Raw genomic sequence first — 13903 nt, forward strand, 5'->3', positions numbered from 1 at the left:
GAACGTCTCAGCGCTGCGATCGCTTGCTGGCACGTAGCGTCACGACCGTGCCACCGATGACCAGGGCAATCAGTATCCCGATCAGCGGCCACGGGAGTTCACCCGACGATGGTGACATAGCCGAAGATTCGCCAGTTCCAGCACCCATGTTCGACGGCGCATCTGCCGGCGCGACTCCGGTCGAGGCCGTCGGCGCGGCGGTGTAGGTGAAGTCGTAGGAGCCGGTGATGGGATGTCCGTCATCGGAGACCACTCTGTATGCCACGGTGTACTGCTGCGGTGGCATCGTCGGACTCACCGCGACACGCACCGTTTCGCCCTCGACCTTCGACACCTGGGCGGCCCAGCTCGTGCCGCTGCTGTCGGTTAGTCCGACGGTGGCGAATGCGGTCCCGATCTGCTGGTTGAACGTCAATTCGATCATTGTCAGAGGGGAGTCGACGCTGGCCCCGGCCGCCGGTATCGAGCTGTCGAGCTGGCTGTGAGCACTCGCCGGGCCGACCGGAAGCGCCACCGCCAAAGCTGCCAGCAGTGCGACAACGATGGTCCGTCCAACCATTCCGGCCTCCCGAGTTGTACGCATTCCGCGGAGGCAGTCGTCGCCGCGCGGCGCGGGCGATGACCCGGCGCCGAAAACTATGCTACATAGTTGTTCCTCGACGTCCAGTTCGGTGTCAGGACACGAGCAGGCAAGCGGCTGCGGCACAGGCGAGGACGCCGGTCGGCGCGGCTGTCGCGGCCAACACGGGATACAGGCTCACCGCTATCCACCGCGACGATCGCTGCGGCTGGGTCGATGGCTCCAATCGCTGCAGACGTTGCTGCAGGACCTGTCCCCCCAGTGACAGCGTGGCAGATTGCTGACCACCGGTCGTTTCCGCGACGGCGCAGAGAGCTGAACGGATCGTCGCGGGACTGGTGGTGGCCGCAGCGGAGTCGTCGGCAGCGAACTCGGCCAAAGCGGCCACTGCTTTCGGCGCGCTGGCGAACAGCGGAATCCAGGGCAGCGCCGCGGCCAGAACTTCACAACCTCTAATCAGACGATGGTGGCCGCCACGAAGGTGGGCATACTCGTGCGCCAGCACGGCCCGCCGCTGACCATCGTTGAGCTTGCGCGCCAATCCCTCGGTGGCTACGACCATTCCCGGCCTGCCGTCGACGCTGTAAGCCATCGGCTTCGGGTGGTCGAGCCACATAACGGGCATCTCCTCGTTGCCCGGACGAGCAACCACGCTGACTACATCGCGGTGGTAGGCGCGCACCCGCGCTCCGGCACGGGCATGTCGCCGCGCACTGCGCGCGACGCGAATAGCCAAGGCGGCGACCACTGCCAGCCCGGTGGCAGTCAACGGATCGTTCACCCAAACCGGCACCGCGTGGACGACCCGGGTCAGACATCGCAGGGCCGCTTCTGCCAGGCCAACGCCTGGCGCATGCCCGGGCCACACTGCCGCGATCACCGCGACCGCGCCCAGTGCGACTACCGCAGCGAGGCAGGCCAGCCAGCACCCGAGCGCAGCGCGGGGATTCATCGACGGGGTTATCCGGTGCAAGAGGGTCGGTGCGGCGAGTGCCAAGACTGCCGCAGCCCACGTCGCTCCCAAGGCGATGATCATTTCTTCGACCGCTTCGCCGGACGGGTACGCCCCCGATGGAACGCTTCGGATTCGGACTCGGTCACGATGGAAGCCAGGTGTAGCAGCACGGATTCGGGGTCGTTGCTGGAGTCGATGATCCCGCGCACGACCTCGGCAGTTGCTTCGGCACGTGAGCGCGTCGGCCGGTACAGATACGCCCGCCGGTGCATGACGCGCACTACCCACTCCTTCTCGTGCAGGTGGGTAAGGACCGTCAGGATGGTGGTGTAGGCATAAGGGTCGGGAAGCCGCTCGAGGATGTCACGCACCGTCAGCGCTTCGGTGGTGTCCCACAGTACGTCCATCACTCGGGCTTCCAGAGTGCCCAGTCCGTTCATCATCTCGCCTCTCTGTGCGTCCTGACTGCCGTCGATCGACCGTCCCGGGAGTTCGACGATGGTCGCTGCACCGCGCGACCAGGTGGCAATCATGCAGACACCCACCGATCAACTATCGCTGATCGGCGATGCGGGATCCACACCGACCATTGGGACCCGGCCCAGTTCTACGACCAGCTAAGTACTATGCAGCATAGTTGTTTCTGAGAAGTGGCTTAGAGATAGCTGGATTGTGACGTGGGCAACGGTCGCCGCAGCGGGCCTGGTCCTAGAGTTCCCGTTCGTGCCGCTTCCCCTCATCAAGGTAGGCACATGTCCGACGGGCCGATGACTTCCCCCGGCAGGGAACCATCCGCCCGTCGGACCTCGAGCAGCCCCGTGGGCGTTGTACCGATCAGCCCTCACTCTCGTCCGACGACGGCACACCGTCGACGGCCAGTAGACCGACACCGGTGGAGGAAAACAATCATGTCCCAGGCCGAGGCGCCCGAGCGCGCAGGCGACCTACCAGCTCCACAACCACCACTGAGCGATCGGCTCCGTGGTGTCCTGCGCCATGATCTGCCCGCCTCGGTCGTGGTGTTCCTGGTGGCGTTGCCGTTGTCACTCGGGATCGCCATCGCCTCCGACGCCCCGATCATGGCCGGTCTGATCGCCGCGGTCGTCGGCGGCATCGTCGCGGGCGCGGTCGGTGGCTCGCCGATGCTGGCCAGCGGCCCGGCAGCCGGACTGACCGTCGTCGTGGCCGAACTGGTCGCGAAATTCGGCTGGCAGGTCACGTGTGCGATCACCGTCGCTGCCGGCGTGCTGCAGATTCTGTTCGGGCTCAGCCGAATCGCCCGTGCGGCGTTGGCGATTTCCCCCGTCGTCGTGCATGCCATGCTCGCGGGAATCGGTATCACGATCGCCCTGCAGCAGGTGCATGTCCTGCTCGGCGGGACATCGCGAAGCTCGGTGTGGCAGAACCTCAGTCAGCTGCCCACTCAGCTGACGCGCCTGCACTGGGCAGACCTGGTGATCGGGCTCATCGTCATCGTGACGTTGCTGTCCTGGAAGAAGGTACCCGGCGCACTGGGACGAATTCCCGGTGCACTGGTCGCCGTGGTCGCGGCAACTGTGGTGTCGTTGGTGGCGCCGCTGGGTGTCGAGCGAATCGTGATGAACGGATCCTTGTTCGACGCGATCGCACTACCGACGCTGCCCGAAGGCAAGTGGCTGGCAGTAGCTACCGGCGTATTGACCGTGGCGCTGATCGCGAGCGTGGAAAGCTTGCTCTCGGCCGTGGCGGTGGACAAGATGCACTCCGGTGCGCGGACCGATCTGAACCGCGAACTCGTCGGCCAGGGCACGGCGAACATCGCCTCCGGCATGCTCGGCGGCCTGCCGATCACCGGTGTCATCGTGCGCAGCGCGACCAATGTCGCGGCGGGCGCGAAGAGTAAGGCATCAACGATCCTGCACGGCGTCTGGATTCTGTTGTTCTCGGTTCTGTTGGCCGGCATCGTGCAGCAGATCCCCAAAGCCGCTCTGGCCGGGCTGTTGATCGTCATCGGTATCCAGCTGGTCAAGCTGGCTCATATCCGCCTCGCGCGCCGTACCGGCGACCTGTGGGTCTACCTGATCACCGTGGCCGGAGTGATGTTCCTCAACCTTCTCGAAGGTGTGCTGATCGGTCTGATCGTGGCGATCGCCCTGGTCGTCTGGCGCGCCTCCCGTGCGGATATTCACGCCGAACCGGTCGGTGACCCGGATTCGCGGCGCTGGCGGGTCGTCATCGAAGGAACATGCAGCTTCCTGTCGCTGCCGAAACTTTCGACTGTGCTGGACTCCGTGCCCGAAGGTGCCGATGTCACCGTCGAACTGACTGTCGACTTCATCGACCACGCTGCCTCGGAGGTGCTCCATGAATGGGAGCGCCGCCACCGCGAAGCCGGCGGCACCGTCCTCATCGATGAACTCGGCTCCGACACGCTCTCGGCCACCACCCAGGGGCCGCCTCAGCGCGCCGCCGCGGCGCAAGCCCGCGGTCTGGAACCATGGAAAGCCTGGCAGCACACCGACACGGCCACCGAACCTGTTCTCTCATCTGGGCCGTTGCGACCCATGCTCGACGGCATCTCGCGCTACCACCGCCGACAAGCACCGGTAGTGCGCGCTCACCTCAACGAACTGCGCGACAGTCAAGCCCCCACCTCGCTGTTCTTGACCTGCGCCGACTCGCGAGTGGTTCCCAATGTCATCACCCACAGTGGTCCCGGTGACCTGTTCACCGTCCGTAACGTCGGCAACCTGATCCCAGCCGAGAACGCCGACGCCTCCGTCGAAGCGGCCTTGGCCTTCGCGGTCGAGGAATTGGCTGTCTCCTCGATCATCATCTGCGGACATTCCGGGTGCGGCGCGATGAGCGCGTTGCTCAACGACGCTCCGGTGTCTGCGAGCATCCGCGAGTGGCTCGACCACGCTCGGCCCAGCTTGCAGGCCTACCTTGTCGGGCATCCGGTCGCTGCGGCGGCCGCAGCGGCAGGATTCGATACGCGCGACCAGTTGAGCATGGTCAACGTCGCGGTCCAGGTCGCGACCGCCCGCCAACACCCTGTCGTGGCGGCCGCAGCGGCCACCGGCGCGGTGCATATCGCGGGGTTGTTCTTCGACATCGCCACTGCCACCGTGTGGCACGTCGGGACAGACACAGTCACCGAACACCACGACGAACTGATACCAGAAGCCGTGCGCATCTGATCAGGTGCCCGAATCGACCGGGCTCGCAGCCTCACCGGTTTGCGAGCCCGGTCCCGGCGTCTGGCGAGGCAGCGAAGACGACCCGATCGTTGTGGCGGCGCACTCCACTGATTGCGGCATGCCGCCGCGACGATGTGTCTGCCGCTTTCAAGATCACGTCGGCGTACGATCGGCTGCCGTGAGGAACAGGGTGCGCGTTCCGGGTATGTGGTGCGCCGTTGTGCTCATTCTTGTTGGCGTCGTCCTGGCATCGGGTATCGCTGATTGTCGGCTACTCGAATCTCGCGACATTGTCGCCACCGGTCATCGCCACCTCGTTGTCGACCCATCCGAATCGGATGCGATCACCGAATCCGCCTGCAGGCACACCGATCTCGACGGCGGCTCGACCCATTGCTCCTACAACGGGGTCCGGGCGGACGCTGTACTGACCCGCACCGACGAGACCGGCCCCGGAATGCTCGACCAGGTTGACCCACTTTTCGGGACCGACCCGTGGCCTACGCCGCAGCTACGCGGTCCGCCGCGGTCGAGCACAGTTCGTGTCCAAAGCGGCCCCGAACGTCTGATCCGAATCTGTATCCGCCGTTGCTGACAGGCAAGCACCAGGCCGACGCATCAGTTGCTGTCGGCCAGTGGTCGCTGCCGGTCACACGCTCTTGGCGAACAGAACGGAAACCTTCATGGACGACGCTTTGCTCGACGAACTGCGAATCACCCCCGCCAACCTGCTCACCACGGCCGCACGCTGCCTCCGGCCGGACGCGCTGGTCGGAAACACCCCGGTCTTGTGGATCGGTCCACCGCTGGCCCCGCGCGGGCGCGGGTTCTGGGCGAAACTCGAAGGGGCCAACCCAGGTGGCATGAAAGATCGGCCCGGCCTGCACATGGTCGAGCGCGCCCGCTCCCGCGGCGAATTGCTGCCAGGCGCACGGATAATCGAATCCACCAGCGGAACCCTCGGATTGGGATTGGCGCTGGCAGGCACATTCTTCGGACACCCGGTCACCCTCGTCACCGATCCAGGCATGGAGCCGCTGATGCGCAGCATGCTCGCCGCGTACGGCACCCGGATCGAACTCGTCACCGAGCCACACGCCAGCGGCGGATGGCAACTTGCGCGATGCGACCGGGTCGCCGAACTCCTCGACGCCGACTCCACGGCCTGGTGCCCGAACCAGTACAACAATCCCGACAACGTCGATGCTTATGACTCCTTGGCGTTGGAATTGGTCGCCCAGCTGGGTCGCGTCGACGTGCTGGTGTGCTCGGTCGGCACCGGCGGACACTCCGCGGGGATCGCGCGAGTGCTGCGCCGATTCCATCCACACATGCGCTTGATCGGGGTCGACACCATCGCCTCGACAATATTCGGGCAACCTGCGGGGACCCGCTTGATGCGCGGGCTGGGCTCGAGTATCTACCCCTGCAACGTCGACTACGCCGCGTTCGACGAAGTGCACTGGGTCGCACCGGCCGAAGCTGTCTGGGCCGCACGCGCACTGGCCGGCACCCACCACGCCACCGGAGGCTGGAGCGTAGGCGCCGTCGCGCTCGTCGCGGGTTGGGCAGCAGGGAATCACTCAGCTGATACCCGAATCGCGGCCGTCTTCCCCGATGGTCCCCACCGCTACTTCGACACCATCTTCAACGACGAGTACTGCCACCGTCACGGGCTGCTCGACAGCGGCCCACCGATCGAGCCTGCCACCATCGGTCATCCCACCGAGCAGGTCGTGCAGGCGTGGACACGCTGCACCACTGTCATCGCCCCTCACCGAACGCAGCCGGTTGATTCTGTGCGTTTCTCGCGGAGCACTCGATGATCCAGGCCATCCGCAGCTTCGGCAGTGGCCGGATGATGCCTCGTTGATCGGCAACGTTTATGGCGGTACAGCGAGCAAACAGCGGTGGGTCATCCACGGGTCGGCCAAATAGAGATACACATGCGCACATGCGCATGTTATTATTTACGAGTCAGGCATGAGTGCCTGGACGGGGAGTTCACCACAGCAACGAGGGAGGTCGTCCGATGGGCGCGGGACACGGGCACAGTCACGGATCGAGCAATCCGGATCAGGGCAGCGCGTCGAGTCGCTACACCATCCGCCTCGCGATCGTGATCGGTCTGGGCCTGGTCACCTTCGTCGCGCAGGTCGTGGTCGGGCTCTCGACCTCGTCGCTGGCACTGTTGTCGGATTCAGCGCACGTGTTCACCGATGTGTTCGGGGTGACGATGGCGCTGGTGGCGATCTTGATCGCCCGCCACGCCACTATCGGCGGTGCACGCTCGTTCGGGATGTATCGCGCCGAGGTCTTTGCCGCACTGTTCAACGCGATCCTGCTGTTCGGCGTTGCCGGTTGGGTTCTCTACGAAGCCGTCGGGCGCCTGTCGGATCCGCCGGAGGTACCCGGCCTGCCCGTGGCGGTCGTCGCGGTAGTCGGCCTGCTGATGAACGTGATCAGCATGCTGATCTTGCGCGAAGGCGCCAAGGACAGCCTCAACGTGCGCGGTGCGTACCTGGAAGTCATGGCCGACATGCTCGGCTCACTCGGCGTGCTGGCCAGTGGCCTGATCACCATCATCTTCGGCTGGCGCTACGCCGACCCCGCGATCGGCGTCGCCATCGGACTGTTCGTCCTGCCACGCGCGTTCCACCTGGGCCGCCAAGCTCTGCGGATCCTGTTCCAGCACGCGCCCGCCGAGCTTGACCTCGCCCAGATCGAACACTCCTTGCAGGGCCTCGACGGCGTCGAGGAGGTACACGACCTGCACGTGTGGACCCTGACCCCTGGCATGGAAGTCGCCTCCACGCACCTGGTGACCAACCCCGACGCCGACGCCGACACCGTGTTGCGCGCGGCCCAACAGCTACTAGCCGAGTCCTATCACCTCGGCCACGCCACGGTGCAGATCGAACCTGGGCACGGCAGCGAGCAGTGCCGGAAAACAACCTGGTAGGCGCTACACAACAGGCCATCCGGCACCGACCCCACGACTACTGCTACGACCTCTGCTTGAAACGAGGAGAAACACCATGACGGTTTGGTGGGCGCTGGCCCTGTATCTGATCTTCGGAGTACTGGGTTTCGGGTGGCGCAGCTGGCGCCAGCACCGACACACCGGATCGACCGGATTCCGTGGAGTCAGCGGCCGCCCCGGCTCGCTGGAGTGGTTCGCCGGAGTCGGCTTCATCGCTGCCATCGCCGTCGGCGTGGCCGCGGCGCTACTGCAGCTGACCGGGCTACTCGCACCCATAGCGGCCCTGACCGCCACACCGGTTCAGGCGCTCGGCGTCGCGCTGGCGGTCGCCGGGATCGCCGCGACGCTCTATGCGCAAGACCAAATGGGCGATTCCTGGCGCATCGGCGTCGACGACACCGAAACAACCACCCTCGTGCACACCGGAGTGTTCGGGCTGGTGCGCAACCCGATCTTCACCGCCATGCTCGTCTTCGCCGCCGGGATCACCCTGATCATTCCAAACCTCATGGCTATCGTCGGATTCGTCCTGCTCGTGGCCATGATCGAACTGCAGGTCCGGATCGTCGAGGAGCCCTACCTGACCCGCGTCCACGGCGCAGACTACCGCAACTATCTGGCCACCACCGGCCGCTTTGCCCCCGGGATCGGCCGAATCACTACCTGAGCGAACCCGCCCGTCCTGCCGCGCTCCGCTCCCCCGCCCGGTTCCAAGGCCCAACCTGGCAATCAAGCTCGAAAGGCTGTAGACCTCCGCCAGCGAGAAATCAGCTTCCACCACCAGCTGCCCAGCGAGAGACATCAGGTCAATCGCGTTCCCATGTTCGATGTGCCCCGCCGTGGGCACATCGAACATGGGACCAGAGACCTATCCGTACCGGCAGACCGTGATCGTCAGATCGGATAGGAACCCGCGATGACCAGGCGTTTTCCAGTTGCCCATGTTTTGCGTGTCCTGCCGAGGGCACAGATACGAAAGGCTCCGTACCAGCGCGAATGCCGGTCGGAGCCTCTCATGTTGAGTCGGTCAGCCCGCGTCGATGACGCGAGATGACAACACCCATTCACAGGATGAGGCGCTGCGGGAGGTGTCAATCCCCTCGAAGTGTGGAGGGTCCTTTATACGGCCTCGTCTCGTGACCAGGCCGCGGCGGCGAGGCGCGCTGTCAGGTCGCGGTCGGTCAGAAACCGCAACAGCGTTGCGAACGACTCGGCCAATTCATCGCTGCCGCTGGGCCCCTCGGCGGCGTCCGCGCGGACAGTCTCGGTCCGCGGCGGGGTGTAGACACTGGTGGACAGCCCCAACCGACGCAACTCCGAGAGGGCTCGGTGCGATGTGAACGCCGAGCGCGGCAACCCGGTGATCAGCTGATACACCTGCTTGGGCGGATAGCGTTTGTCCGCGACAATCACCCAGTGCTCACGGATCGGCTCGGGCTCAACCTTGCCGACCGCTTCGAACACCGAAGACTCGACCGTCTTGTCCATTCCAAGAGATTTCACCAACACAGGCACCTACGGCAACCATCCGGTGCGGTCAGGATTCCGTTGCCGTATCTCGCGGAATCCTTTCCGCCAGAACGACGTAGCGTACATACCACACCAGCATCAAACCGGAACTGATCGTGTGGAACAGATGTAGGGCCCAGATCGGTCCCGGCGGCAGGTCGAGGACGTAGATCATGTAGACCAGGTTGCCGATGTTGGCCAGGGCGATATTGCTCGGGCTGTACGAGCGAACATCCCTGGTGCGGCGCGCTTTGACCAACATCGGCAGGGTGCTGGAGGCGAAGACCGCACTCGCGACCGCACCCGCGACTACGGGAACCTCCACCGTCGTCGTCTCCTTCGAAATCGTCCGGGGTCAGCTTTCGGTGGCGGTGTGCGGGCCGAATTCGTCGGCCACCACCGCGACGAGGTCGGCCGGGAAGCCGCCGCGGCGGGCGTGTTCGCGGATGGCGTCCGGGTCCTCGGCCTCGTGCAGGCAATAGATCTTGTCGCCCGCGACGTAGCTGGTGATCCATCGGTAGGGGACGCCCAAGGACGTCATCGCGGCGTTGGACTTCTCGGCGATGGCGGCGAGGTCCGCCGTGGTGAGGTCGGCCGCACCGGGGATTTCCCGCTCGATGAGGAAGCGCTTCATGATTCGTTCTCCTGTTGCCGTGAGTACCGACGCGGTCGCGATCGGCAAGTTCTACGTTCGGTCATCGGCAAACGAATCTCATGGGGGACGATTCCCTATTTTGGGATCTCACCGCTTTCGCCGAGTCGGTAACTCCGCTGTTCCTGACGTATATGCGCTGGTAGCATGCGGAATGTGATGCTCACCGAGCGCGAGAGGGAACTCGGAGAGCTGGCCACCCGGGCGGACGAGGCACGCGGCGGGCAGGGTGGGGCAGTTCTGGTGTGCGGCGAATCCGGGGCGGGCAAGACCGCATTCGTGGAGACCTTCCTCGAGCGCCGGAGTGCGGACGAGCGCGTGCTCTGGGGAGCGTGCGATCCGCTGTCCACACCGCGCCCGCTGGGGCCGTTGCACGACCTCGCGCATCGGTTCGACGACGCCACCCGGACGCTGCTGCGCACTGGCGATCAGTCCTACGACATTTTCGCTGCGGTATTCGACGCGCTGCGCGTAACACCATCGGTACTGGTCATCGATGATTTGCAGTGGGCCGACCAGGGCACCATCGACCTGTTCCGTTTCCTGCTGCGCCGAGTGCGACAGACCCACCTGCTGCTGATCGGGATAGCGCGCGACGACGAGGTCGGCCTCAGCCATCCGCTACGCGGGCTGCTCGGCGATATCGCGAGGTCCCGGCATGCGAGCACACTCACGGTGCCGCCGTTGAGTCTGGACGCGGTGACCGCCCTGGCCGGAGACAGGCCCGTCGATCCCGCTCGGCTGCATCGGGTGACGGGCGGCAACGCGTTCTTCGTCTGCGAGATGCTCGACCATCGCACCGATGACCTGCCGACGACCGTCCGCGACGCCATTCTGGCCCGGACCGCCGGATTGGACACCGCCGCTTGGGACCTCCTGCATCTGCTGACCTGCGCGCCCGGCGCCATCGCCGACCACCTGCTCACCGATCTCGGTATCACTCTGCCCGCGCTGCGTGCCCTCGACGGCGCCAAACTCATCAAGCGCGACGCTCGCGGGGTGGCGTTCCGGCACGACCTGTGCCGCCTCGCCGTCACCAGCGTGATCCCGCCCGGAGCCGAGCCGGGTCTGCATCGCCGGTTCATCGCGGCCCACTACGCGACCGGACAGCCGGATCCCGCCGTGCTCACCCATCACGCGCTGGGCGCGGGCGACCGGGGGCTGATCGCGAGAGCCGCCGCCGAGGCGGGGCGCGCGTCCGCGCGTTCGGGCGCGCACACCCAGGCGGCCGAATTCTTCCGGCTCGCACTGGAACAACACCAGCTGGCCCCGGCCACGGAAGCCGAGCTCCTCGAACTGCTCGCCGAGGAGTACTACCTGACCGACCGTCTCGACGACGCGATCATGGTGTGCCGCAATGCCATCCGGCTGCGTCAGGCGATGCGTTCGGAACCGGCGGTGAGCGCCGACCTGCACGCCCTGGCGATATACGAATGGTACAACTCGAATCGTGCGGTGGCCGACGACCATGTGGCCGCGGCGATCGCGGTTCTCGAGGACCGCGATAAGTCGCCCGAACCCGCGACTCTCCCGCAACTCGGGCACGCATTGGCCATGCAGGCGTTCCTCGCCGGGCAATCGACGCAACTCGACCGTGCCACGCGCCTGCTCGCCCGCGCCCGCGATATCGCCCGTACCACAGGCGATCCGATGCTGCGGGCGCGTGTCGAGATCATCGGCGGCTGGTGCGGGGTACTCGCCGGGGAGACGGTCGCGCGAGAGCGACTACTCGCACTTCTCGCCGCTGGTCCACGGCACATCGACGAGACGTATTCCAGCGGCTACACGAATCTGTCCTATTTCGACGTCGAGCAGCGGCGATTGAGCGCGGCGACCGACTTGCTCGATACCTGCCTACCGCTGATGGTCGAACACGACCTCCCCGTCTGCCACGTGGTGCAACTGGGTTCGCGTAGTCGGCTGAAACTGCTCACCGGCGATTGGCAGGGAGCACTGGCCGACGCCGACTCGGTCTTGGACAGCCCGAGCGCACCGCTGGCTCGCGGTTGGCCACTGTTGATCCGGGCGCTGGTCGCGCTACGCCGCGGCGGGGACGACCACGGTGGTATCGACCATGCGTGGGAACTCGCCTGCCGTTACGGCGAACCGGTGCGAGTGCTGCCGGTCGCCGCGGCGATCGTCGAGCGGATCTGGCTGACGGGGGTTGCCGATGAACGCCTCGACCGGTGCCGGACCTTGTTCGACAGCGTGCCCGATCTGGGATTGGAGTGGGCGCGTGGCGAATTGGGCATGTGGCTGGGGCGAATCGGTGAACGGACCGACGCGGAATCCGTGGCCGAACCGTATCGCCTGCTGTCGGCCGGACAGTACGAAGCAGCCGCCGCGGCATTCGGGGAACTCGCCACACCGTACGATGTCGCCCTCGCGCTGATCGATTCGGGCGACACGACCGCGGCCCGCCGGGCACTGGATATTCTCGACGGGCTCGGCGCGGATGCCGTGGCCGCCAAAGTCCGCTACGACCTGCGCGCGAACGGGGTCCGCGCCGTTCCCGCCCCGCGCAAGGCGACGACATTGGCGAATCCGATGGGGTTGACCACCCGCCAGATCGAGGTGCTGCGACTGCTCGAGGACGGTCTCACCAACGCCGAATTGGCGGAGCGACTGTATCTTTCGGTGAAAACCGTCGACCATCACGTCTCGGCGATCCTCACCAAATTGCAGGTCGCCAATCGCCGCGACGCAGTCCGACACGCCAAGGAAATGGGCATCCTACGCTGACCGCTGACGCGTCCCTCCTGCCGCGATCCAGAGCAAGCTTCGCAGACGCGCGAACCCGGCCGGCTTCGATCAGCCGGTGGCACCGTCGGGGCGGATCACCGGGACGATTTCGACGAGATCCTCCACACCGATGAAATCCTTCGGGTTGGTCGTGTAGAGCGGGAGGCCGTTGCGGGCGGCGGTAGCGGCGATCATCAGGTCGGCGGCTCGGCGGCGCGGTTGGCGGCCCGCCGCATAGACAGCGGCGCAGATCAGGCCGAAGGTCCGAGCAGCCTCGCTGTCGTAGGGCAATGCGTCGCCAAATGTCGCTTCCACGTGTTGGAGTACGGCGATGCGGCGTGCGCGGGCGACCGGGTCGTCGGTTGCGTAGGGACCGCGCGACAGCTCACCGAGTGTGACCGTCGTGATTGCGGATTCGATCGGCAACTGCGTGGGATCGAACAACGCCAGCGCGGCGATGATGCCGGTGTCGAGCACACCTCGTGAAGCGCGATTCACAAACCCGTTCCTTCGAGCGGGTCTTCGGACAACTCGTCATCTACGACAGCATCCAGATCACGGCGCAGTTCGTCGTAGTCGAGCGTTGGCGCGACGGCGAACATGGCCTGAGCCGCGAAGGTCGGAACGAAGCGATGACGGCGGATCGGTGTGACCTCGGCCAATGGCTCGCCGTTCATGGTCAGCACAAATTGCCTACCTTCACGGAGTCCCCTGGTGACACTCCCGGAATCAGTCACGAATTGACGCACACTGACTTCCGTCGGCGGCAAAGGCTCAGGCGTGGCCATGTAATACATCGTACCACGCCGTAATACAACCCGGCCCGAGTCGAGGAACGCCACGGCCCGGTAGGTAGTCGGTCAGGCGCAGTGGAAGCGGAAGGTGGAGGTTTGGGCGATGCCGGGGGCTACCAGGACTCGGGTGTCGGGGGCGCCCTCCAGACTGCATCCGGAGGGGACCTCGGCGATCACGACCTGATAGCAGCCCGCGGCGACGACGGCGGTGACCGCGCCGTCGGGGCCGGTGGCGAGTTCGGTGGGGACGGGGCCCGGGGCGCAGCCGGTGACGCCGACGCGAACTCCGGTGACGGGTAGATCGTCGGCTCCGGTGACGGCGCGCACGACCAGGGTGGTCGGGGGCTGCGCGAGGGCGGGGGCCGCTAGGGTGCAGGCGGCGGCCAGCATCGCCAGGGTCGACAGTGTGCGCATCATCGTCTTTCGAGTATTCGGCGGAGTGCTCACGGCACCGAATATAGAGCGGGGCACCGACACGCACCGCCTGGTCGCCACGAAGGTGAGGTTTG

15 protein-coding genes are annotated in these 13903 nt (G+C 65.8%); 6 read left to right on the forward strand and 9 right to left on the reverse strand.

What is annotated here, in order from left to right; genetic code table 11:
- Nucleotides 1-7 precede the first annotated feature (7 nt).
- The 3 genes from APZ21_RS24175 to APZ21_RS24185 all read right to left on the reverse strand — a co-directional run bounded on the left by APZ21_RS24175 (nt 8) and on the right by APZ21_RS24185 (nt 2068).
- Complete coding sequence (locus tag APZ21_RS24175) at nt 8-583, reverse strand: copper resistance CopC family protein (protein ID WP_138490489.1); 576 nt, start codon at nt 581-583, stop codon at nt 8-10.
- A gap of 91 nt (nt 584-674) precedes the next feature.
- Nucleotides 675-1616 carry a M56 family metallopeptidase gene (locus APZ21_RS24180; RefSeq protein ID WP_022567131.1) on the reverse strand — a complete coding sequence of 314 codons (942 nt, stop codon included), beginning with the start codon at nt 1614-1616 and terminating at the stop codon, nt 675-677.
- A complete protein-coding gene (locus tag APZ21_RS24185) occupies nt 1613-2068 on the reverse strand; it encodes a BlaI/MecI/CopY family transcriptional regulator (protein WP_019045642.1) in 456 nt (151 codons plus the stop codon). The genes APZ21_RS24180 and APZ21_RS24185 overlap by 4 nt, the downstream gene beginning before the upstream one ends.
- A 375-nt stretch (nt 2069-2443) precedes the next feature.
- Here APZ21_RS24185 and APZ21_RS24190 point away from each other — a divergent pair, with 375 nt between their 5' ends.
- The 5 genes from APZ21_RS24190 (at nt 2444) to APZ21_RS24205 (ending at nt 8364) form a co-directional block, all read left to right on the forward strand.
- A complete protein-coding gene (locus APZ21_RS24190) occupies nt 2444-4714 on the forward strand; it encodes a SulP family inorganic anion transporter (protein WP_022567130.1) in 2271 nt (756 codons plus the stop codon).
- 205 nt (nt 4715-4919) lie between these two features.
- The gene (locus APZ21_RS36555) at nt 4920-5309 is read left to right on the forward strand and encodes a hypothetical protein (RefSeq protein ID WP_476739088.1); all 390 of its coding nucleotides are present in this window, start codon (nt 4920-4922) and stop codon (nt 5307-5309) included.
- 88 nt (nt 5310-5397) lie between these two features.
- Complete coding sequence (locus APZ21_RS24195; protein ID WP_019045639.1) at nt 5398-6540, forward strand: PLP-dependent cysteine synthase family protein; 1143 nt, start codon at nt 5398-5400, stop codon at nt 6538-6540.
- Nucleotides 6541-6746: 206 nt separating this feature from the next.
- Nucleotides 6747-7676 carry a cation diffusion facilitator family transporter gene (locus tag APZ21_RS24200; RefSeq protein ID WP_019045638.1) on the forward strand — a complete coding sequence of 310 codons (930 nt, stop codon included), beginning with the start codon at nt 6747-6749 and terminating at the stop codon, nt 7674-7676.
- A 76-nt stretch (nt 7677-7752) separates the two neighbouring features.
- Nucleotides 7753-8364 (forward strand): methyltransferase family protein, encoded by a 612-nt coding sequence (locus APZ21_RS24205; RefSeq protein WP_019045637.1) that lies wholly within the window; start codon nt 7753-7755, stop codon nt 8362-8364.
- Between the two features lie 452 nt (nt 8365-8816).
- Here APZ21_RS24205 and APZ21_RS24210 read toward each other — a convergent pair whose 3' ends face one another.
- From APZ21_RS24210 to APZ21_RS24220, 3 genes are read right to left on the reverse strand one after another with little or no spacing between them, the layout of a single operon-like run.
- Nucleotides 8817-9200 (reverse strand): hypothetical protein, encoded by a 384-nt coding sequence (locus APZ21_RS24210; protein ID WP_156371310.1) that lies wholly within the window; start codon nt 9198-9200, stop codon nt 8817-8819.
- A gap of 34 nt (nt 9201-9234) precedes the next feature.
- Nucleotides 9235-9531: a hypothetical protein gene (locus tag APZ21_RS24215; protein ID WP_054815581.1), complete on the reverse strand. Its 297-nt coding sequence runs from the start codon at nt 9529-9531 to the stop codon at nt 9235-9237.
- A gap of 30 nt (nt 9532-9561) precedes the next feature.
- Nucleotides 9562-9840, reverse strand: a complete 279-nt coding sequence (locus APZ21_RS24220) for a DUF4242 domain-containing protein (protein WP_054815639.1) — start codon at nt 9838-9840, stop codon at nt 9562-9564.
- A gap of 177 nt (nt 9841-10017) precedes the next feature.
- Between APZ21_RS24220 and APZ21_RS24225 the strand changes: the two genes are divergently transcribed.
- Nucleotides 10018-12600, forward strand: coding sequence for a helix-turn-helix transcriptional regulator (locus APZ21_RS24225; RefSeq protein WP_239476796.1), 2583 nt, complete (start codon nt 10018-10020; stop codon nt 12598-12600).
- 69 nt (nt 12601-12669) lie between these two features.
- Here APZ21_RS24225 and APZ21_RS24230 read toward each other — a convergent pair whose 3' ends face one another.
- The 3 genes from APZ21_RS24230 to APZ21_RS33290 form a co-directional block, all read right to left on the reverse strand.
- Complete coding sequence (locus APZ21_RS24230) at nt 12670-13098, reverse strand: type II toxin-antitoxin system VapC family toxin (RefSeq protein ID WP_054815582.1); 429 nt, start codon at nt 13096-13098, stop codon at nt 12670-12672.
- Nucleotides 13095-13286: a hypothetical protein gene (locus tag APZ21_RS24235; RefSeq protein ID WP_054815583.1), complete on the reverse strand. Its 192-nt coding sequence runs from the start codon at nt 13284-13286 to the stop codon at nt 13095-13097. The genes APZ21_RS24230 and APZ21_RS24235 overlap by 4 nt, the downstream gene beginning before the upstream one ends.
- 174 nt (nt 13287-13460) lie before the next feature.
- Complete coding sequence (locus APZ21_RS33290; protein ID WP_156371312.1) at nt 13461-13841, reverse strand: hypothetical protein; 381 nt, start codon at nt 13839-13841, stop codon at nt 13461-13463.
- Between the last annotated feature and the right edge of the window lie 62 nt (nt 13842-13903).

The sequence above is a fragment of the Nocardia arizonensis genome, from assembly GCF_001310275.1.
GTDB lineage: Bacteria > Actinomycetota > Actinomycetes > Mycobacteriales > Mycobacteriaceae > Nocardia > Nocardia arizonensis.